The 21,964-nt window shown below is 45.1% G+C and carries 21 protein-coding genes; 10 read left to right on the top strand and 11 right to left on the bottom strand.

Annotation, left to right across the window (positions count from 1 at the left end; genetic code table 11):
- The first annotated feature begins 152 nt into the window (after positions 1 to 152).
- Positions 153 to 1,358 (top strand): MFS transporter, encoded by a 1,206-nt coding sequence (locus Xsze_RS09600; RefSeq protein WP_071991817.1) that lies wholly within the window; start codon positions 153 to 155, stop codon positions 1,356 to 1,358.
- Positions 1,359 to 1,874: 516 nt separating this feature from the next.
- On the opposite strand, the gene Xsze_RS09590 is transcribed toward Xsze_RS09600, so the two are convergent.
- A complete protein-coding gene (locus Xsze_RS09590; RefSeq protein ID WP_141557243.1) occupies positions 1,875 to 2,108 on the bottom strand; it encodes a hypothetical protein in 234 nt (77 codons plus the stop codon).
- Positions 2,109 to 2,371: 263 nt separating this feature from the next.
- Between Xsze_RS09590 and Xsze_RS09585 the strand changes: the two genes are divergently transcribed.
- Positions 2,372 to 3,007 (top strand): GAD-like domain-containing protein, encoded by a 636-nt coding sequence (locus Xsze_RS09585; protein ID WP_038240584.1) that lies wholly within the window; start codon positions 2,372 to 2,374, stop codon positions 3,005 to 3,007.
- Positions 3,008 to 3,075: 68 nt separating this feature from the next.
- On the opposite strand, the gene Xsze_RS09580 is transcribed toward Xsze_RS09585, so the two are convergent.
- From Xsze_RS09580 to Xsze_RS09535, 10 genes are all read right to left on the bottom strand, one after another.
- Positions 3,076 to 3,339 carry a hypothetical protein gene (locus tag Xsze_RS09580; protein ID WP_038240585.1) on the bottom strand — a complete coding sequence of 88 codons (264 nt, stop codon included), beginning with the start codon at positions 3,337 to 3,339 and terminating at the stop codon, positions 3,076 to 3,078.
- Positions 3,340 to 3,435: 96 nt separating this feature from the next.
- Positions 3,436 to 4,626 (bottom strand): L-2-hydroxyglutarate oxidase, encoded by a 1,191-nt coding sequence (lhgO, locus tag Xsze_RS09575; protein WP_038240638.1) that lies wholly within the window; start codon positions 4,624 to 4,626, stop codon positions 3,436 to 3,438.
- Between the two features lie 133 nt (positions 4,627 to 4,759).
- The gene (locus Xsze_RS09570; protein WP_038240586.1) at positions 4,760 to 5,860 is read right to left on the bottom strand and encodes a DegT/DnrJ/EryC1/StrS family aminotransferase; all 1,101 of its coding nucleotides are present in this window, start codon (positions 5,858 to 5,860) and stop codon (positions 4,760 to 4,762) included.
- 16 nt (positions 5,861 to 5,876) lie between these two features.
- The gene (locus tag Xsze_RS09565; protein WP_038240587.1) at positions 5,877 to 7,091 is read right to left on the bottom strand and encodes an MFS transporter; all 1,215 of its coding nucleotides are present in this window, start codon (positions 7,089 to 7,091) and stop codon (positions 5,877 to 5,879) included.
- A complete protein-coding gene (locus Xsze_RS09560; protein WP_209435305.1) occupies positions 7,088 to 9,475 on the bottom strand; it encodes a glycosyl hydrolase family 65 domain-containing protein in 2,388 nt (795 codons plus the stop codon). Before Xsze_RS09560 ends, Xsze_RS09565 begins: the two co-directional genes overlap by 4 nt.
- Entirely contained in the window at positions 9,469 to 10,515 is a 1,047-nt protein-coding gene (locus Xsze_RS09555) for an NAD-dependent epimerase/dehydratase family protein (RefSeq protein WP_038240588.1), read from the bottom strand. The genes Xsze_RS09560 and Xsze_RS09555 overlap by 7 nt, the downstream gene beginning before the upstream one ends.
- A gap of 9 nt (positions 10,516 to 10,524) precedes the next feature.
- Positions 10,525 to 11,217, bottom strand: coding sequence for an HAD family hydrolase (locus Xsze_RS09550; protein ID WP_051462498.1), 693 nt, complete (start codon positions 11,215 to 11,217; stop codon positions 10,525 to 10,527).
- Between the two features lie 16 nt (positions 11,218 to 11,233).
- Entirely contained in the window at positions 11,234 to 11,716 is a 483-nt protein-coding gene (locus Xsze_RS09545) for an adenylyltransferase/cytidyltransferase family protein (RefSeq protein WP_051462499.1), read from the bottom strand.
- A 10-nt stretch (positions 11,717 to 11,726) separates the two neighbouring features.
- Positions 11,727 to 12,203: a GNAT family N-acetyltransferase gene (locus Xsze_RS09540; protein ID WP_051462500.1), complete on the bottom strand. Its 477-nt coding sequence runs from the start codon at positions 12,201 to 12,203 to the stop codon at positions 11,727 to 11,729.
- On the bottom strand, positions 12,181 to 13,527 hold the full coding sequence (locus Xsze_RS09535; protein WP_051462501.1) for an aspartate aminotransferase family protein: 1,347 nt from the start codon (positions 13,525 to 13,527) through the stop codon (positions 12,181 to 12,183). Before Xsze_RS09535 ends, Xsze_RS09540 begins: the two co-directional genes overlap by 23 nt.
- Positions 13,528 to 14,799: 1,272 nt before the next feature.
- Here Xsze_RS09535 and Xsze_RS09530 point away from each other — a divergent pair.
- The 8 genes from Xsze_RS09530 to Xsze_RS09495 all read left to right on the top strand — a co-directional run bounded on the left by Xsze_RS09530 (position 14,800) and on the right by Xsze_RS09495 (position 21,960).
- Positions 14,800 to 15,249, top strand: a complete 450-nt coding sequence (locus tag Xsze_RS09530; RefSeq protein WP_038240589.1) for a phage tail protein — start codon at positions 14,800 to 14,802, stop codon at positions 15,247 to 15,249.
- Between the two features lie 38 nt (positions 15,250 to 15,287).
- Positions 15,288 to 16,358, top strand: coding sequence for a phage tail sheath family protein (locus Xsze_RS09525; protein WP_038240590.1), 1,071 nt, complete (start codon positions 15,288 to 15,290; stop codon positions 16,356 to 16,358).
- A gap of 25 nt (positions 16,359 to 16,383) precedes the next feature.
- Complete coding sequence (locus Xsze_RS09520; protein WP_038240591.1) at positions 16,384 to 17,709, top strand: phage tail sheath family protein; 1,326 nt, start codon at positions 16,384 to 16,386, stop codon at positions 17,707 to 17,709.
- A gap of 84 nt (positions 17,710 to 17,793) precedes the next feature.
- Positions 17,794 to 19,008, top strand: a complete 1,215-nt coding sequence (locus Xsze_RS09515) for a phage tail sheath C-terminal domain-containing protein (RefSeq protein ID WP_038240592.1) — start codon at positions 17,794 to 17,796, stop codon at positions 19,006 to 19,008.
- Between the two features lie 15 nt (positions 19,009 to 19,023).
- Entirely contained in the window at positions 19,024 to 19,482 is a 459-nt protein-coding gene (locus Xsze_RS09510; RefSeq protein WP_038240593.1) for a phage tail protein, read from the top strand.
- Positions 19,479 to 19,661, top strand: coding sequence for a DUF5908 family protein (locus Xsze_RS09505; protein WP_038240594.1), 183 nt, complete (start codon positions 19,479 to 19,481; stop codon positions 19,659 to 19,661). The genes Xsze_RS09510 and Xsze_RS09505 overlap by 4 nt, the downstream gene beginning before the upstream one ends.
- Positions 19,658 to 20,344: a CIS tube protein gene (locus Xsze_RS09500; protein ID WP_038240595.1), complete on the top strand. Its 687-nt coding sequence runs from the start codon at positions 19,658 to 19,660 to the stop codon at positions 20,342 to 20,344. Before Xsze_RS09505 ends, Xsze_RS09500 begins: the two co-directional genes overlap by 4 nt.
- Positions 20,344 to 21,960: a phage baseplate assembly protein V gene (locus tag Xsze_RS09495; RefSeq protein WP_038240596.1), complete on the top strand. Its 1,617-nt coding sequence runs from the start codon at positions 20,344 to 20,346 to the stop codon at positions 21,958 to 21,960. Before Xsze_RS09500 ends, Xsze_RS09495 begins: the two co-directional genes overlap by 1 nt.
- The last annotated feature ends 4 nt before the right edge of the window (positions 21,961 to 21,964 follow it).

Genomic DNA, 21,964 nt, shown 5'->3' with positions numbered 1-21,964 from the left:
TAATTTTAAAAAAGTTATGCTAAACTGAATTAAAGAGCTTTTCTGAAGCTAAACTAGAATGGTTCTAATTAAAAATTGGGATGTGGAATTAATATGTTTATTTATACATATAAAAACACTATTTTTATAAAAATCATTAATAGTATTGATTCGTGATAAATAAGAATATTGAAAATTACAAATGGGTAGTTTTATTTATAGCCACAATAACTCAAGCATGTGCGTGTTTTTTTGTTCAAGGCATAGGCTCTATCGCCCCGCTATTGCAACAAAAAATGTCACTGTCTGCATTTCAAATTGGGTTATTAGTATCCTCTGCCCAATTTGCTCCATTGATGGGTTTATTGATAGCCGGCGAATTACTTGATCGATTCAATGAAAAATATGTCGTCAGCATCGGTATTTTTTTAGTCGGAATATCGCTGTGTTTTACTCTGTTTTTCGATAGTTATTATGCGATCCTCTTACTGTTATTCATTCTTGGCATTGGATATAGTTCAGCACAGCCCGGAGGGGCTAAATCTGTCTCTAATTGGTTTCCAAAAAATCAATTGGGTTTTGCCATGGGCATCAGGCAAGCAGGGTTGCCTCTGGGAGGTGCACTGGCAAGTTTGATGTTGCCATTTTTGGCAATACATTTTGCTTTCTTTGCAAGTGGGTGCATAGCTATTTTGGGTGCTTGCTTATTTTTTATTTTCTATAAAGATAAGGATCAAAAAGAACAAAAAATACAAAACGTCAATATTAAATCAACCATAAAAAACAAAATTTCAATGATTAAAGAACCGATAATGTTTAATATTATGTTATCTGGCGCTTGTTTAACCGCCATTCAATATAGTGTGGTTATTTATCTCATTTCTTACTTTCATGAAGAGTTAGCAATAACACCAAGCATGGGTTCTATATTATTATTTGCAGCGCTAGTTTCTGGAATTGCCGGAAGAATAATTTTAGCAGCCTGGAGTGATAAAACGAAAACGAGCAGATATTTTCAAGTATTATGTTGTTTATTGTTTTCTTTAGTTGGTATTGCCTTGTTATTTTTCATAAAAAGCAATAGTTATTATTTTTTGTTCCCATTAATGATATTACTTGGCTTTTTTGGCATTGGCTGGTATGGCCCATGGGTTGCCTATATAGCAGATACCGCACCGAAAGATAGAATAGGGTTTGCTTTAGGGTTAGCAATGACCGCTAACCAAATTATGGTGGTGATTATTGCCCCACTAATTGGGTTATTAAGGGATATAACAAATAATTATAATTTTTCATTGATATTACTGATGACTTTCACTTTTTTTACATTATTCATGACCTATTTTAGAAATAAAAAGATCTTACTAAGAAAATATTAGCTTCAGGATTTAATCCATTGGGCAAGAAAAATTCACTCTCTTGCCCTGAACGAATATCAGATCGTTACTCTCCTTTGCCAATTCCTCTGACAAAGGAGAAGTGATTCAGGTTATTTTCTTTCAATTATTCTTCATTCACAAAGTGAATCTAATTCATCACTTAATCTGAATTAATGGATGTCGCTTTCCAATGTTCCTTCTCTGAATCCAAAAGATAGTGGAAATTTTTATCAACCGCCGTATTCCATGTTAATTGACGAAACGCAGCCCCATCGATAGGCAAATATTGCAACTCAAATCCACTTTCAGTTCGTGCTAAAAACCAGATTTTGTCGCCGGTCTGTATCAAAAAATTAAAAAATTCTCATCATGGCCGGCACTCCAAAACATGAATTTGTTCCGGTCGCAGCCCGTTTGCAATTTGATATTTATTATATTCAAACATATTGTCGACCCAGATACCGCTGCCATCTGTATAAAACGTCAATTGCCAATCATGGCAAAGGCGTTTAAATGTCAATGGGTTTGCATCAGAAATGGGATTTCCTTCATCATCACAGGGTCCGGAAACATAAAGTGACTACACTCATCACTCCAACTTGTTTCATCTTTGGATGACATGAATGTGCCACTAATGTTTTCGCCATGCCAAACTGTTGCACTCGTTTTTTCATCCATAAAAGGCGACACACTGCGCAACAGCGCCAGCAACTGCATTAAATCGTCTTCCAGTTCCTGATAATTTATCAAAAGCGCGCAACGTAATCTTAATCCTTTAGTATAAATAATATTCTTATTTCACATACACACGATCCACAATGGATTCCAAAAAGCGAAGCGCCGGAAAAGGAAGGCCATCCTGAGAAAAGAAAAATTTAAGGATTAACCGTTTATAATTGGATTAAAAGAAAAATTAAATCTGTTTAAACTAAATTGGTGAAAGGCTAATACGTTAATATCATATAAAATATTTGCACCCGCTATCAATACGCAAAGGAATGGAGGAATCAATAATGCGTGACAATAAGTTCAGTCGCTTTATCAAAGAATTTGGTGAAGCGACTCAACACAGGGCTGTGCCTAATGAAGCAATAGAGAAATGGAAAGGCAGGTTGCCGGATCAACTACTGCATTATTGGGAAACTGAGGGTTGGAATAGTTATCAGGATGGGCTATTTAGCATTGTGAACCCTGATGATTATGAAAATATTGTTGATATGTGGCTGAAAGATACACCTTTTGAGTCGATGGATCTCTACCATGTCATCGGAAAAAGTGGTTTCGGTGATCTTTGCCTATGCGGCGAAGAAAGGGGCACGAATCTGACCATCTCATGTGCATTTAACGCGATTTACTACAATCAGAAAAACGCTTATGTGAAAAATAAACAAGACGCTGATCTTGATATTTCTACGTTCTTTTCAAGCCGGGCAGCTGATCTTTTTGACCTTGAAGATAACGATGGCATCTGGATTTTCGCCAAGGCCATAGAAAAATATGGCCCATTAAGTGAGAACGAAATATTTGGTTTTGAACCAGCTCTTGTTTTAGGAGGTAAAGTTTCACTGGAAAATATCAACAAACTGGATATGTTTGTTCATTTAGATGCTTTACGGCAAATTGCTGATCCTGAAATTGAACTGGATTGATAATTCTCTCTTCTTTAAAAGAATATAAAATAATTGGCCGTTTTAACAATAGCCAATTATTTTTTCTATTAATTATTTTCATATTGTTCTAATTGTATGATTTTAATCGCAACCGCAGAAGATCCTGCTATTACTTGACCAGAAATACAAATAATTTCCCAAGGATAAACAACGTCTGTAAAAACCATTACTCCATTGAAAATAAATTCAAATACAGCCTTTTCTCCTCTAACAGCAACACTGTCCACTTCAAAAACTTTATTTCCGACATTCAAAATAAAATCGCCAATATCGCTCCACCATTCTTTCAGTATATACCCAATGGATTTCAAGTTGCATCGCGGCGGCAAGGGAATGAATCTCCGGGAGCATAGATAACTATGTGACCGGAGTGAATGAGCGCAGCCAACAAAAAGGCAACTTCAACGTCAAAGCGCTGAAAAATACTTCCGCACAATTTCCCGCCCAATTTCCATGGATGCCGTTGCAGCAGGCGAAGGTGCATTGCACACATGCAATGAACGGCGCCCCACCACAAAATGAAAATCATCGACCAGTTTGCCTTCAGCTGTCAATGCCTGAGCCCGCACGCCTGAGCCCCCGGGGGTAATATCTTCTGGTTGCAGAGCAGGGATAAGCTGACGGGCATTGTCAGTAAAAAGTTTATGCGAAAATGAACGGCGCATTTCTGCCATGCCTTCGTCAAAATAGCGCGTAGCAATCTTCCAGAACCCTTTGTATATCAGGGTCTCGGTGAGATCACGCAAGGAAAAATCTGTTTTGCGATATCCTTCGCGCTTAAACGCCAGCACCGCATTAGGCCCGACATCCCGTTTCCCATTGTGCATTCGCGTGAAGTGAACACCAAGGAATGGAAAATCAGGATTGGGAACGGGGTATATCAGGTGATTGACCAAATAGTTTTTATTGCTGTTCAGCACATAATACTCACCGCGAAACGGAACAATCTTCATCCCCGTTTCATAACCTGCCAATTTGGCAATCCTGTCACTGTGCAATCCCGCGCAATTTACGAGTTGTTTACCCTGATAGCGCGCTTGTGAGGTGTGGACTTCAATATAATCTGCATGTTCATGAATCGCGTTTACCTGCTGCTGGCAATGAATATCACCGCCCTTGCCTTGAATGATTTCTGCCAATTTTTCTGCAATTTCCGGATAATTCACGATCCCGGCATCCGGCACCAAAATTGCCCCAAGCCCATTGACATAAGGTTCACGCTCTTTTAATTCAGCTTGTGACAATCGACTGATTTCCAATCCGTTCTGCCTCCCCCGCTGATAAATATTCTCCAACAAAGGCAGTTCCTTCTGTTGCGTTGCCACAACCACTTTGCCGCACCGGTCATAATACAGCCCATGCTCCTGACAAAATTGATAAGTCGTTCGGTTGCCTTGTTTTGCCAGACGTGCTTTTAAACTGCCGGGGGTATAGTAAATACCAGAATGGACAACGTTACTGTTGTGACCGCTTTGATGGGTAGCCACCCCCTTTTCTTTATCCAGCACCAACAGGCGCAATCGAGGGTTATGCTCCTGCAGGGCATTGGCAGTGCCAAGCCCAACCAGTCCCGCTCCAATGATGATGACGTCATACATTTTTTCATTTTCCCCATGATGAACCGGAAAAATCATTCCCGGCTCATTTGTTCTTCCTGATTCAGAATAGTCATTGAATAACCGCCACTATTCCTTTATCACCCTTTCCTTTATCATCCTTTCTGCCCTTCTATCAAATCCTCAGTGAATCAAACTGTTTGATTGCAATAACAATTCGCTCAACATCACTGTCTGAAAGATGATGGTGACAAGGGAGCGTCAGTATTTTTTGTGATAAACGCTCAGTGTTGGGGAGCACTCGGGAAGGCTGGCTGTTCAACCATGCACGTTGCTGATGAATCGGGTTTGGATAGTGGATGGCTGTTTCAATGCCATTGTTGCTGAGATATTGTTGCAATTTATCCCTGTTTTCTGATTTCACGACATAGTGATAATAGGCATTGCCGGCTTTTCCACCACCGAGATCTGTTCCCGTCAGGGTGCCGGATAATTCTTGATTATAGAAGGCCGCGATTTCCTGACGACGTTGCAACCACTGATGCAAATACTGGGCCTTGATATTTAAGGCGGCTGCCTGCAAGGTATCGAGGCGTGAATTGATGCCGAATACAACAGATTCGTTGCGGGTCTGCAATCCATGATTGCGGGCAAGCCTTGCATATTCCGCAATTTCCGGGTTGGTTGTGACAAGGACGCCACCATCGCCGAAACCCCCGAGTGTTTTCAAGGGATGCAATGAGAAAGCCGCTGCATCCGCCAATGTACCGACTTGTTGGCCATTGATAGTCGTGCCGATGGCCTGGGCACAGTCTTCAATGACAAACACCCCTTTGGCACGACACAATGAGATAATCGGATCAATATCGACAGGCCTTCCACGCAAATAAACAGGGATCACTGCCTTGGTGCGTTCAGTCATCAGCGGGGAAAGGGTATCGACATTAAGCAGTTCGTCATCTCCTACATCAGCAAGGATGGGAGTTGCACCCACCGCCACGATTGCCCCGACAGTGGCCACAAACGTATTCGCACAAGTGATGACTTCATCGCCGGCCCCGACCCCCAGCGCCTGCAATGCAAGCAGCAAGGCATCAGTACCGGAGTTAAGTGATATCGCATGCGCCCCGCCACAACACTGTGACATCCACTCTTCAAATTTTGAAACCTCTTCTCCCAGAATAAAATCCCCTGTTGCCAGAACCTCTTTCCATTGATTGAAGATAAGTTCAGAGAGATCGTGTGCCTGCTCTTGAACATTGTTGCATTTGATCATAATGTCGTTGCCTTTTTTAATTTCTTCGAGTGATGGCAGCCAGTGCAATGACAGCGATTCCCGCGGCACTGACGATGGCTGTTAATGTCAATGTTTCAGAATATCCCACCATTGCGCCAAAAATCCCGGCACCAAGGTAGATGAATGGATGTGCGCCACTGGTCACAAATGTATCGACCGCGACCACTTTTCCCAGATCTTTTTCCGGCGAAAGGATTTGCATTGCCGTTGCCCAGCCCGTTAACCATGACGCCTCAACAACCCCGATAAATGTTGCCCCTAAAATCACCATCCAGGCGACACTGCCAAGCCCCAGCAAGAGCATTGCGCTACAGAGAAACAGGCCGCAAATCACGGCAAGCAAGATGAGGCGCTGATGGCCGGCAGTCAGCACCGTCAGGACGGAACCAATGCACGCTCCCGCTCCCGATGCGGCCAGACAAAATCCCCACATCGTATCGCTGAAACGATCACTGATGGCATACGGGGCGACAACCAAAAAAATGGGAAAACACAAGACATTCAGGATCAGGGTCGCGATAAATCCCAGCAATAAAACAGAATTGCCCGTAATGACCCTGATCCCGTTCAAAGCCTCCCGTATCGAAAATTCATCGTCTGAACCGCGAACCCCGATATTGGGGATCATTGCCGTGAACACTGCTGCGGCGAAAAATGTTATTCCATCCAGCAATATGCCCCATACCGGGTCCCACAATATAATCACGACACCGATTGTGGCAGGGAAAACAACGGCAACAAAGTTGTCGATAAAGTTCATTGCCCCATTGCCGGCCACCAGCGCTTGCTTGGGAAGCAAGTTCACCAACAAAACCTGGGCACACGGGCGGGATACCCCAATGCCGATACCAAATATCAGGTAGGCAAATACAAGCCACCACCAGGGGGCACTGGACATGATTAAAACTGTTGCAGCAACTTGTGCCAGTCCCCTCACGGTATCTGTCGCGATAAGAACATGTTTCGGTGATTTTCTGTCTGCCAGCACCCCTCCGGCAAGTGCGCCAATGACCGTCCCTATCCCCACAGAAGCCATGACAATGCCGAAAACATCCGCACCCAAATTGGCATGGATCAGGGCAACAGGAAGCGCCGCCAGACAAACTGCATCGCCAATCATTGACAGCCCCTGACCAATCAGTAACTTCCGGAATGATGAGGTACGTAATACTTCGGAATAAGGTGATGCGCGTTCAGAAAATGAGGTCATACGTTTTCTCCGTAAGGTGATTCTCCGTAAATAGATTCTCGGTAAATGGATTCATCGCAAAGAGAAATGCGTCCATCCGGGCAATATTCAGTGGCCAGCTTTTCCTCTCCACAATTTTTCTCATCACAACAATAGATATCGACAGTATCGTCGGCAAGTACGGTGATCCGCAGTCGCTTTTTCCGAAAATAGAGAGTGAACCGGAAAGAATGCCAATGAGAGGGCAAGCGGGGACGGAAATACAGCTTTCCTCCGTCAACCCGAAGTCCGGCCAAACCTTCAACAAGCCCCTGCCATGCCCCGGCATAAGCGGATAAATGCAGCCCATTGCTGTAATCCGATATCGGTGTGAAATCAAGATTATAGCGGCTTGCCCGTGATATAAAATCGGCAGACTGGTTTGCCTCACCAATATCAGCAGCAAGCACGGCATGGGGGCCATAGCTTAATGATGATTCATGAACAGTCCGGGGTTCATAGAACTTAAATGCGGCTTGCTTAACTTCATCGGAGAAATCCTCGGGAAACATGGACATGAGCAGAACGATATCAGCCTGCTTGATGGCTCTGGTCGTGAAATTCTCCAGTTGTGCCGCAGAGGAGCGCTCATTGTCATCCATGAATTGCGGTCCTCGTTTCTTCTCATTCCTCAACCCCGTTTCTTCAAGAGCCTGATAACCTTCAAACTCTTCAGGAATGGCAATACCATCAATAACCATCCAGGGGAGATAGACATTATCAGTGATTGTTTGCCAATTTTTGGCTTCGGTAACGGAAATCCCGGGGAAAAATTGACAGTCAACCAGCGAAAGCGCGAACTGAATACACCACCTGAGGAGATAGTTCGTAAAGAAACTATTGTCGACATGATAATGATATTCATCCGGCCCCATCACTGAATTAATGACATAGGCCTGTTTTTCATCGGACCATGTGAAAACGGATGCGGCAAATCTTGCACATTCAGCGATTATCTTATAACCACGCATATCCATATAAGCATCATCGCGGGTTGCCGACCAATATCGGTATAAGGCATAGCAGACATCCGCCGAAATATGCAGCACTTCATCGACACTCCATTCTCGTGCCACGCCGGCATCGGGATAAGAGAGCACATAATGGGGGCCATTCTCTGCTCCGCGATCATTCGATGCTTCAGGGAAACGAGCGCCGGAAAATCCTGCGGATTTTGCATACTCAATCGCTGCATCCATGCAGTGATATCGGTAATCAATCAGCGAGCGCGCCACACGCGGATCGTTCCAGATCCAAAATATACATTTATGGAGTTCGGTATCAAAGAAAGTCGCCCCTGAATGATAAGGGCTGGTCAGGCCGCGGGCGGGGGAAATAAAGCCCGGCATCGGGTCATGTGCTCCAATGCCATGCTGTAAAAGATGAAAAACAGCATACTTAATGCCTAGCTCTATTGGCTCATCAGGTGCATTGACTGTCACATCATGCGCTGCCCACAACCTGTTCCACCGGGTTTGGTGTTCACTTTGGCAAGTTATGATGTCAAACGGGGAAGGCGATATCTCCAATCCCAGACGTTCTTCTTCTGAACGTACCTGCCAGTGTGTCACTAGCTGATGGCTTTCGCTCATAGAAAAATCGAAAGTCACTGATGTGGTGCAGCTCCTCCCTGAGTCTGCCCATATTGTTGTGAAGCCGGAAGAAAGTGGCGATTGCTTGCATTGAACGTCGTAATATAGCTGCCGCTCTGCTGTTGCCACAATAACGCTGCAATTTTTCTCGCTAACGCCATCTTTGCTAACCCCCTTTTCGCCAAACCCCTTTTCACCAAGACCCCCTTCGCTGAAATGACACTGACCAATATTGTAATGACGCGAGGTCAGCCAGGGCGAAGTTCCCAAATATTCATTCACTGCTGAAGTATCAAGGCCATAATCCAGCCGCAATCGCCGTGGCGTTTTGGGGTTTATCTGGCGCAATTCGACAATAGTCGACACTTTCGCTTGATTGGGAACATCAATAAATTGCTTTACCTTCAACTCGAACTCTTCTCCTCTGACATGCAAATATTCGGTACTGATGACAGAGGCTTCATCAAGAGATAAGGTTATCTTTGCTGTTTTCCCGTCCTGATGGCGGACTGATTCACCGGTTTCTACGTCATAGAGCCGGAGAATTCTTGGCGCAGGCAATGACACTATCTCACGTGAAACACCAACACCTGATGTATATACCCCGTCCATAAGAAGCTGTACTCTCTGAGTCCGTTCGGATGACGCGGGTACATGTGGACGTACACCAATAAAGCGATTAGCCAGCGTTGCGACACATGAAATAAATGCAGATGAGTCCGTGCTGATTTCAGTCACCCTTTCATGTTGTTTTCCATAAGAGATGCTCAGCACAACAGACTCCTTGATGGATTGAAAGACCAATCTACCAATTTCATATTCAACATATTGTGGTAGCGGGGATCTCTGAGAACATCGGCACTATCAATAAAATCGCCTGACTGCCATTTCTCACACAGTTCTAAAACCGCATCCCGAATTGTATAAACAAACTGAAATCCCAGCTCTTTCTGCACCAGACCAGAATCAAGCCGGTAAGATCTCACATCATCGGAAGATGTCGTTGTAATGGGCACATGAGTCCCAAAATAGCGGTCAACCACCTCTTTAACTTGCAGTGCGATGTCGGCAACCGTGTGATTCTCATAACCGACATTAATGGCACGCCCACAGAGTGAACCGAGGGAATCACATTGAACGAGTGCTGTATACAGGCGTGTCAAATCACCGATATGAACATTGGGCCGGTATTGGCTGCCGCCAAAAACGGTGATTTTACCTTGTGAAAGTGCGCTGGCCGTCAGAATATTCACCGTCAGATCAAGGCGCTGTCTGGGTGACCAGCCACACACGGTTGCCGCCCTGACTGCAATGGTTTCAAAGCCCGGATCTGTCAGGCCAAAAAGAACCGTTTCACCTTCCGCCTTATATCGATTGTAGTCAGTAATGGGCACACACGGTTGGCTTTCATCGACAACCGGTTGATCATTGACGCCATAAACACTTGCTGATGAAGCATAGATAAAACGTCGGCATCCCAGACGCTTAGCGCTTTCCATCAGATGGGGAAGACACGCAATATTGATAGAGCGACTCACTTCCGGATCGGAGTTAAAGCTGGGATCATTTGCTACCGCAGCAAGGTGTATTACCGTTGTTATTCCCCGTAAAGCATTTTCGACGAGCGCTGCGTCACGAATATCCCCTTTAATGAACTCCAATCGGGGATGAGAAAGAAAATCCCTCAGCCCGTTAGGGAAAAACTGGGCATCCAATACCCGGACTTGGTAACCCGCGGCCAATAGCTTGGGTACCAGCCGTGAACCTATATATCCGGCGCCACCTGTTACAAGAATAGTTGAGGATTGAGTCATATCGCCTCCTTATATTGTGTCAACAATAGGTGTATCTAGAATGGGAATGCTGATGTCATCGAATGAGCGAATAATACGGGCCCGTGGGTCAGTGCTTACCGGCAAGAGTTCATTCCGGTGGATTTGATAGGCCCGAATGCCAAGATGACAAGCCACATCAACAGAATGTGGAGAATCATCAATCAGCGTGACAGCACTTAAATCCTGATCTTTAATCAGCTCCAGAAACAGCGCCTCTCGGGTCTGGTCCCGGCCTTGCTGTACTATATTTATCTGTACTATATTGCTCTGCACTGAGTTCCGCTGCTCCAAGGACAGGTCTGCTTTATGTAACATGGCGCGGAATAAATCCGCTGCGTTTTGCGATGCGGTATAAAATTTGACGCACTGTTGTGATATTTCTATCCGCTTCAATAACCGCAAGGCATCATCAAAAAGCCGGGCATCGACGGAAAGCCGGAGAAATTCAGCCTGTTTAATTTCCGCCAATTCATTGCTGCTGATATCAACAGCCAAACCGTCCTTTTTCAGTTCCAGAAGTCTGGATGCGCCTTCCAGACGGGGCCGCCCTGCTATATTGACAAGATATTCCTCATGGGTAAGTTCACCGGCGCCAATTTGGCGTGCCGCGTTACGCCAGGCTTCATAATGCGGGGTATCGATGAGAGTACCGTCGAGATCAACCAATAAAAGTGTTTGCATTTTTTGCCCCCACTGTTCATATGCTGTCGTGCATAAGTATTTTTGCAATCCGCGATGTCGAGTCCATCACACAATCATCAGTGAAAACGATCTTTCCCCCATGGCTTTCAACCAGCGCCCTTTCTGCCTGCAATCTTGGATCTGTACTCACTCCGTAATCTGCCCCCTTGAAAAAAATATCGGGGCGGAGCGTCGAGAGCATAAATTCAGCTGTCGGGGTGTGGTTCACGATGACATGGTGACAATACCGGATTGATGAAATGAATTTGGCACGGTGGCTATCAGGAAAAATAGGCCGATCAGTGCCTTTATTGACATACTTATCCGCGGTAACGGATACGAAAAGACGATCAACGAGTAAACTGGCCCGTTGAAAATGATGAATATGCCCAATATGGACAATATCAAAACATCCGTGACACAGCCCAATTGTCAGGCCACTTGCCCGGTAGTCTTTGGCAAGGTCTTCCAACTCAGTAATACTGTTGAGAACAGCCATACAGCGCCTCCTATGATATAAGGTGTTTTGCCATTATGTTCAGGTGCTCGGACTTGCCCCAATAATCAGGGAGTTGCCCGACTATCTGAAACCCGTTGCGAAGATGGAACCGATACGCAGCACGTTCTTTGTCAATATTGCCGATATCCAGACACAAATATTTTTTATCGAGACTTAACGCAAATGCCTCAATTTCGTCATAGAGCAAAGAAGCGATGCCGCACCGGCGATAACGTTGGTCAACAACCAACCAATCAGCCCAGAGAGCATGCTTTGAAGGTATTGCACCAGGGCCGCATCCCATTGTTCCGATGACCGTATCCCCTTCAATGGCAACGAAGCGTGCCTCTTCATCGTGGGGAGTTTCCAGCTCACGCATCAGCTGAATGCGTGCAGGCTGAACAAGATCATCTATAGACTCAATTTGTGAAATAAGTTTGAGGAGTGCTTCCATATCAGAGGCATTAAAGCGCCGGATAAGCGTCATGCATGTATCTTTTATTATCATGGTATTCCAACCTGCTCAGGGCGGAGTCCAGACGATCGCACGCACTGTCTATCATCCCGGCAGTGTGCAGGGCAGACAGTGTCACGGGTTCCGGACAATAAGTCAGAGGTAATAAAAAGCCGTATAAGCCATATTCTGTTGACAACATACGGAACAATTTATGGGCGAATTTAACAGGATAGGTTTGTTCAATATCTTTCATGGTCCTTGGGCGCACTGATGTCCCGATATGGACACCCACCCGGCCACCATAGCTATCGATATGGCACGGAATGTGATGGTGATGAAATATTTCCCCCAGATTTTTTATCAGTTGGCTTTCCAAACGGGCTACATGCTGGTAAGCAACCCCCTCTTCTAAATGCTCAATTACGGCCAAGGCAGCAGAAACAGACAAGTACCTGCCTGTATTTGTGCCACTTATCTGTAATGGCCCACGTGGTGAAATCACATCCATGTACTCAGCTTTACCTGCGATCCCCGCAATCGGCATTCCACCACCAAATGCCTTGCCGTACGTTGCAATATCGGGAATAACGCCATAGTCTTTCTGGGCTCCGCCAATATTTGCCCTAAATCCCGTTAATACTTCATCAAAAATCAACAATGCCCCATGTTTTGTCGCGAGCGCCCGCAGATTTTGCAGAAATCCGTCATCCGGCTTAATGCAGCCGATATTCAGCGCCACTGGTTCCAGAATGATCCCCGCAACATCACCAGAATAAGCATCAAATGCCTTTTGCACTGCATTCAGGTCGTTCCATGGCAAAGGAACGGTAAGTTGGCCCAGCTCAGGAGGAATGCCGACAGTTCCTTCAATGCGTTCCAGTTCACCACTTGAGCAGATTGAACCACTTCGCGGAGAAGAATCGATGTTCCATGTCAGGGTGTCATTTAAGCCATGAAAGTGGCCTTCAAATTTGAAAATAATGCGTTTGCCTGTAACGGCCCGGGCTATCCGGGTTGCATACATCGTGGCTTCCAGCCCTGAATTGACGAGGCGCAATTTCTCAGCGCACGGAATGGCAGCACAAAATCGCTCACTTAATAATTGATGTTTTTCAGTTTCATATTGCTGAAGAAAACCACGTGACAGTGCATCAGTAATAGCATTTCGGATAACGGTACTATCGTGGCCCAGGAAACAGGAGCCCCATCCCATAATATAATCATCGTACCATTCACCTGATGGGAGCTGTATTCGGGCACCAGAAGCATTTTGAATTTGTATTGGCCCGATAACAGATAAATGATTCCAACCCGCTAATACATTGCCTACGCGTGTCTCGTTAAAATTATTCATTATATTTCCTTATAAACATGCCCAATTTATTATTCATGATAAATTTTCCATTATGAGTATTAATTCCATTTAGTTATTGAAAATAAGAACATTTAATATGAATGATGGTTATTTCATACGCATTAAACCCCATTCATTGTGATGAAAATGGAAATTCATACAAAAAAATTTTAATCAGTTATGATTAATTCACAGTAAAACCACTCTATTTCATCATTCTTTTTCTCCAAACAAATAAGCCCCAAAAATAACATTTTAATAACATTTATTTTACCATCTGAGTTATTGGGAATAACAGAAACCCATATACCAAATGTAGCGCAATTGTAAAATTTAATTTATATTACAAATAACAAAAGAGAGATTAATTATTGCAGGCATAGCCAAATATGCTTTGCCTTTAGATTCATAGTTATTAATTTAACCTATGTAAATTAATTCGACATTTCCAAATAGAGGCGAATCTTATCAGTAAAAAAAGTTACGCCTCCCACCCTGTGGATTTCAAGAAGAAATTTTATTACAGCTATTATTTTATGCTTTTGACTGTAATTTAAAATTTGAATATTGCATATAATAAAAAAACTCATTAAAACAACAAATGTGAAATTTATAATAAAAATATATTTTCGGAAATGAATTAAACCTTGGTTGAATATAAAATATACTGATTAGCGTCATATGGGTTAGTTAACCCGCATAAATTTCTCAACCTGAAAAGGAATGCCCGGGTCTTATGAACACCTTGGGAGAGGCTGATAAGAAACGAATCACACCCACTTAACGTTCAGATGATAGCAAGCGCAGAGATCGTAAGCGGGGTTTCATCAGATTATCAGGCTGCTCAACATCATGCGATCCACCAACCCCATTAACAAACTATATGGTTATCCATGTTCCCAAAATCAGTTAACCATCCAATACTTATTCAGGCATTTTTTATTCAGCCTTCCCTCCACTATTTCTATTTCACATTAAATTATCTATTGAATCATTTTTAATACACCTTGCGTGTCATTAAGCCATTCTCAAAACATTTTTATTTCCAGGGAAATGAAATTGCATAAAAAGCAATTTGCATTATTGGCAATGTACACATTATGAATTTTTCGGCACGATCGATACCGATATAAAACCAACATAGCCGCATAAAATTTTTCAAAAGAAAGTTTACTTTCATTTTGTGGCGGTAGCTTTATCTCAATATATTCTTTTTAAAACCTCATTTAATTTCACCAACCATAACTAACTTTTATTTAAAGAGAGGCTATTATGTCTACAAGCACGTCTCAGATCGCTGTTGAATATCCTATTCCCTCCTATCGTTTCGTTGTTTCCATTGGAGGTGAGAATATTCCATTCAATAATGTTTCAGGATTGGATATTAATTATGAAACCATTGAATATCGTGATGGCATTGGTAATTGGTTCAAAATGCCAGGTCAGCACCAACCTATTAACATTACCCTGCGCAAAGGGGTTTTTCCGGGCAAAACAGAATTATTTGACTGGATTAATTCCATCCAGCTTAATCAGGTTGAGAAAAAAGATATCACGATTAGTTTAACCAACGATGCCGGCACTGAATTATTAATGACCTGGAATGTCGCCAATGCTTTCCCGACATCTTTGACATCACCTTCCTTTGATGCCACCAGCAATGATATTGCCGTTCAGGAAATTACGCTGGCGGCCGATCGTGTCATTATGCAGGCTATTTGAAACATTGATAATTAATCATTTTGTATAAGGGCTTTTTTATGACAACCGTTACCAGTTATCCCGGCGTTTATATTGAAGAATTAAATAGCCTGGCATTATCTCTTTCCAATAACGCCACCGCTGTGCCTGTTTTCGCTGTAAATGAGAAAAATAATATTTTTACCGAACAAATGGTCTTCCGCATTAATTCCTGGATGGAATACCTTAACAAGGTATCAAACAATTTTGATGCCACCGATAAATTGGCCGTTTCTCTGCGGGCTTATTTTACCAATGGCGGCGGTTACTGCTACCTCGTCAAAACCAGTAATCTGGAAAAAGTGATCCCGGCCTTGGATGATGTCACTTTGCTGGTTGCTGCGGGCGAAGATATTAAAACCGCAACGGCAACTTTATGCCGGCCGGGAAAAGGATTGTTCGCCATCTTTGATGGCCCTGAAGAAGCACTGACTATCACGAATGCCGAAACCATTCAGGGCAAGTATGACTCCACCGCCTTTGCGGCCGTTTACTATCCATGGCTGAAAGCGGATTGGGCAAAAACCCCCATTCCACCGAGTGCGGTCATGGCCGGTGTTTATGCTTCCGTCGATCTGTCCCGTGGGGTATGGAAAGCGCCTGCCAATATTGCATTAAAAGGCGGACTGGAGCCTGTATTTTTGGTCACGGATGAAGTTCAGGGGGTCTATAACACCAAACGTGCCATCAATATGATTCGGAATTTCAGTAATACCGGCACGACTGTTTGGGGAGCAAGGACGCTGGAAGACAATGATAACTGGCGTTATATCCCTGTGCGCCGCCTGTTCAATACTGTCGAACGGGATGTTAAGCGTGCCATGAGCTTTGCCATGTTTGAGCCTAACAACCAACCAACCTGGGAACGTGTCAGGGCGGCCATCAGTAATTACCTCCATGATCTGTGGCAGCAAGGCGGATTGGCCGGCAGCAAGGAAGAAGAAGCCTATTTTGTGCAGATTGGCAAAGGAATTACGATGACGCCAGACCAAATTAATCAGGGGAAAATGATAGTCAAAATCGGTCTTGCGGCTGTACGGCCTGCGGAATTTATCATCCTCCAATTTACGCAAGATGTAGAACAGCGTTAATCTCATTGATTGATGAGGAATTATTATGCCTGCTAATCTGAAAACGCCCGGCGTTTATATTGAAGAAAATGCTTCCCTTGCATTATCTGTCAGCAATAGTCCCACTGCCGTGCCTGTTTTTATCGGTAAATTCACGCCCAACACCGCAGAGCCAACCCAAACCTGTATTCGTATCAGTAATTGGCTTGAATTTACGTCTGCTTTTTCTTTGGCTCCCGTGACAGACATTGTTATCAAATCAAGCCTCTCTCCTGAAGGGGAAACCCAAAAATGGCTCCACAATATTGAGCGAATCAATCAATCTCTGTCTGTAGAAGCCTTAAGGCTCTATTTCCAAAACGGGGGTGGGGCCTGTTATATCTATCCACTGAACAATATTAATGACAATGTGGCCCTGGCCGCCATTCCTGAACTCATTGAGCAAAAAGGGGATATCACCCTGCTGATTTGCCCGGAAGCCGAATGGGACTACAAAAACAAAGTTTATGATGCCGTCAGTTCACTGCTGAATGATAACAAAGTGGGCTATTTTCTGATTGCCGATAGCCCTGATGGTGAATCAATACCAAGTTCGGGAGTCCGCACCAAGATTGCCGCCTATTATCCTCAACTGGAAACTCATCTGACAGTATCTGCCTTGCCTGATGACAAGCACGTTTTTATCAGTGGGTATGAGGATGAATCCGGCAAGGATAAACTGAAAAATCTGGCTGAACTCAGGAAAAAAAATGAAACACTGGCACAAAATATTGATGCCGGATTGCAACAGGAGCAAGAACACCCGCTCACGCTTCCGCCCAGCGCTGCCATTGCTGGAATTTATTGCCAGACAGACAACCAGCGCGGTGTCTGGAAAGCCCCCGCAAACGTTGCACTGAGTGGCATAAAAGGCGTGGCTGATAAAGTTGATGATGAGCGGCAAGGCCATATGAATGATAAGGGCATTAATGTCATCCGAGCATTTACGGATCGTGGCATCATGGTTTGGGGAGCACGCACTTGTGCAGAAGTGAATGATCCCAATTGGCGCTACATTCCTGTCCGCCGTCTGTTCAATTCCGTTGAACGCGACATCCGTCAGGCGCTGCGTGCCGTGTTATTCGAAACCAATCATCAACCGACCTGGATGCGCGCCAAAGCTGCGGTTGAGCACTATCTTTATGCCCTCTGGCAAAAAAATGCCCTGATGGGGAATACTCCCGAAGAAGCCTATTTTGTTCATATTGGTCAGGATATCACCATGTCTGATACGGATATCAAACAAGGCAAAATGATCATGAAAGTTGGCCTGTCAGCGGTCCGGCCGGCTGAATTTATCGTTCTGCAATTTACGCAGGATGTCTCCCGGTAATCTCCGTGATTAAACACAAGGCACTGTGTTAGCTGTATTCACAGCTAACACAGTGCCTATCTCACCCAAAAAAAGGAGATGATGATGAAAATCATTCAACCGGGCGTAACCCTGACAGAAAGTATCATCAGCATGGGGCATCAGGAAATCCCCAGCGCAGTACCGGTATTTATCGGTTATACCGCCCGTCATCAACAACAAGTGAAAACCCCGGTCCGTGTCGGCAATCTGGCGGAATATACCCGTCTATTTGGCGACAATCATTTGATGGCATTGGCTATCAGGCACTATTTCGATAATGGCGGGCAACCGGCTTTTATTTTGCCATTGCAAGGAAATCTGCCTTCAGCAAACATCACCGAAACGGAAGCGGAAGCCCTGATGGCCGCATTAAGTGCCGGTACGGTACAGGAAGCCATTGACGGAGAGTCCCGGATTACCCTGATTTTGGCACCGGATATCGCCCGGCTGAATGACAGTGTGATGGATGACGATGACGGACAAATTTCAGTCAATTTATGGTCTGAAGGTTGGAGTACCCTGCTGCGACTCAGCCAGATCCGCGCTAATTTGTTTGTGCTGCTGGACGCACCGGATGACATTGGGCAAGCAAAACAATGCCTGCAAAATCTCTCGTCACCCTATCGCCAGTGGGGAGCGGCCTATTGGCCACGTCTGGAAACAACTTATCAGGATATTCCCAGCCCCCAAAACAGGGTGCTTTCCCCCACCGCGGCTGTTGCAGCACTTATCCAGCACACGGATAACGAAGCGGGTATCTGGAAAGCACCCGCCAATATTGCCCTGTCTCAGGTTATCCGGCCTGTTAAGTCGTATCTTCAGGGAAATGGGCTGTTTAACACAAACGAAACGTCTCTGAACGTGATCCGCACTTTCCCCGGCAAAGGCATACGCGTATGGGGATGCCGTACGCTGGAAAACACGGATAACACACCATGGCGCTACCTGCAAACCCGCCGCTTGGTTTCTTATGTCACCGTGCATTTGGCGCAATTGGCCCGCATGTACATCTTTGAGCCCAATAACGAACTGACATGGATGAAATGCAAGGGGCAAAGTTATAACTGGCTACGGCAATTATGGCTGCAAGGAGGCTTATACGGTTCACAGGAAGATGAGGCATTTACTGTACTGCTGGGTGTGAATGAAACAATGACGGAAGAAGATATCCGGGCCGGGAAAATGATCATGAAGGTTGCCCTGGCCGTATTGTCTCCCGTTGAATTCATCGAGATCAGCCTGGTATTTGATACCCGAACGGGCGCGCTTTTATCTTAAAAAGGAAAGAGCACAATGAACGATTTTTACACTCCCGTGGTATCCCACCGTTTTATGGCGAGTTTTATTTTTAATGGCATTCCCAATCCGCTGGATATCCGTTTTCAACGCATTTCCGGCCTGAGTCGGGAGCTTCAGGTCACCCAGCACAGCCAGGGCGGTGAAAACGCCCGCAATGACTATCTGGCCGAAAAGATCCAACACGGCACATTAACACTGGAACGTGGTGTGATGACGGTTTCTCCCCTGACCCTGACCTTTGACCGGGTATTGCGCGGTGAAAAAATTGTCTATGCGGATGTGGTGATTATGCTGTTAAACGAACATTCACTCCCCTTGTCCAGCTGGACGTTGAGCAATGCCCTGCCGGTGCGCTGGCAAACCAGCGATTTTGATGCAAACAGTAATGCCATTCTGGTGAATACCCTAGAATTGCGCTATCAGGATATGTGCTGGCTGGGAGTTAAAGTATGACCATTGAAATCAGAGAATTAATTATTCAGGCAAAAGTGATTTCATCCGCACAGCCAACAGGCCCGGCCCAACAAAGCCATTCGTTGATTCAGGAAAGTCTGGATGAGGCGGTCTTGGTTGAAAAAATTAAACGCGAAGTGCTGGCAGCATTGCGCGATGAGGAAGGGTGGCGTCCATGAGTTTAATTGAACGTGGTTTAGCAAAACTGACGATTAACGCCTACAAAGACAGGGAAGGAAAAATACAGGCCGGCACGATCCAAGCCATGTATAACCCTGATTCCCTGCAATTGGATTACCAAACGGATTACCAGCAATCTCTGGCAATCAATAACGAAAAACAGAGCAGCATTTATGTGCAGGCCAAGCCCGCAGGGTTATCTCTTGAACTGATTTTTGATGCCACAATGCCGGACAATAAAATTCCAGTTGAAACACAATTAATGCAACTCAAGCAATTGTGCAGCGTGGATGCCACCAGTTATGAAACGCGATTCCTGCAAGTCAAATGGGGAAAAATGCGTTGGGAAAACCGTGGCTATTTTTCCGGCCGGGTAAAAGGGCTGTCGGTGAATTACACCTTGTTTGATCGTGATGCCACCCCTTTGCGGGCACGGGTCATCCTGACAATGGTGGCAGATGAAAGTCTGGTCATACAGGAAACAGAGCAAAACCTGAAATCCCCCGCGCAAATCGCCTTGCGGGTACAGGATGGCGTTTCACTGGCCCTGATGGCCGCCAGCACGGCATCAACCCTGTCTGGGGGTGTTGATTACCTGACGCTGGCCTCGCAAAACGGTTTGGATAACCTGAACGGGTTTGCACCGGGCCAGATATTGCAGGCCACCAGAGGGGATGCCTGATGAACCATCAACTGAACATCATTGCCGACGGTAAGGCCCTGTCCCTACTGGCTGTCGTTGATGCCGAAACCCACTTCCGGGTTAACGGCATTCCTTCTGCAACCCTGAAACTCTGCCTGCCGGACAGGCCACATTCCTCTTTCAGCCAGCCAGATATACAGGCAGAACTGGCTCAATGTCAGACAGGAAAATCCCTGCTGCTGGAATTGATTGATAACGGCCAGAAATCCGTACTGTTTAACGGCCAAATTACCCGTAATTCATTGAAGATAAAAAACAAGCAACTGCTGCTTACTTTAATTGTCCGGCATAGATTGCAACTGATGGCCGATACGCAACACTCACAACTGTTTAAGGACAGCAACGAAAAAAGCATTCTGAACACGTTGTTGGGTCAGTCAGGCATCAAGGCGCGTTTTGAGCCAATAGCCGCATTGGAACAAAAGCATGAACAGATGGTGCAATTTCGTTGTTCAGACTGGCGTTTTCTGTTGTGCCGGCTATCTGCAACTGGTGTCTGGCTGCTGCCCACAATAGAAGGCGCTCACCTTGTCCAGCCTAACACGCTGAAATCCAAACCAACCCATAGCCTGAAAAGCCGGGGAGATGAAGAAAAAGATATCCTCGTCAAAGATGCCAGCTGGCAATTTGATAACCATCTTCATCCTGCTTCACTGGAAATCAGTAGCTGGGATATCAATAAGCAACAAGAATTATCAGGCGGTCGCCACAACAGCATTGCCATGGGCGAAGCGGCCCTCTCCCCTGACAGGTTAGGATCTTTAAATAAAACAAACTGGGACATTCGTTACAGCAGCCCGCTATCTCCCCAAGAAAGCGGCTATCTGGCACAGGGGCTATTGCTGAATCAGCGCATTTCCAGTGTGACCGGCGAGTTCCTGCTCAAAGGAAGCGGACGTTATCAGCCAGGAGACAACATTCAATTGACGGGTTTCGGTTCACAATTGGATGGCACGGCAAAGATTACGGCGGTTCGCCAGCATTTTAACCGACAGATTGATTGGGAAACGACTGTGAGCATTGGATTGCCGCAAGAATATCTGCCAATGCTGCCGGATGCCACCGAACTGCACATTGCGACAGTCGCAAAGTATCAGCAGGACAAAGCGGCTCTCAATCGCATCCCGATTATTCTGCCGGTACTGAATCGTCCGAATGAATTCCTGTGGGCCAGATTGGGGAAACCTTACGCCAGCCACGAAAGCGGTTTTTGTTTTTATCCTGAACCCGGCGACGAAGTGATTATCGGTTTTTTTGAACATGATCCCCGTTATCCGGTTATTCTGGGAGCGATGCACAATCCCAAAAATAAAGCGCCCTTAGAACCCACTCAGGATAATCAGGAAAAAGTTCTGGTGGTGAAGAAGGGAGAATCGCAACAACAAATCATGATTCATGGCAAAGAAAAAATCATTCAAATCAGTGCGGGAGAAAACCAAGTAATGCTCCGGCAGGATAAAGATATTTCACTGACAGCGAAAGAAGCATTCTCGCTGAAAGCGCAAACCATGAATGCCGAAATGGATAAATCACTCAACATATCCGGCAAGAGCAGTGTTGAGATCAAAGGCAGAAAAATTAATCTTACCCAGTAAAAGG

The sequence above is a fragment of the Xenorhabdus szentirmaii DSM 16338 genome (assembly GCF_002632585.1).
GTDB classification, from domain to species: Bacteria; Pseudomonadota; Gammaproteobacteria; order Enterobacterales; family Enterobacteriaceae; genus Xenorhabdus; species Xenorhabdus szentirmaii.
Note: the sequence above shows the minus strand (reverse complement) of the source record. Positions and strands in the feature narration are given on the sequence as shown.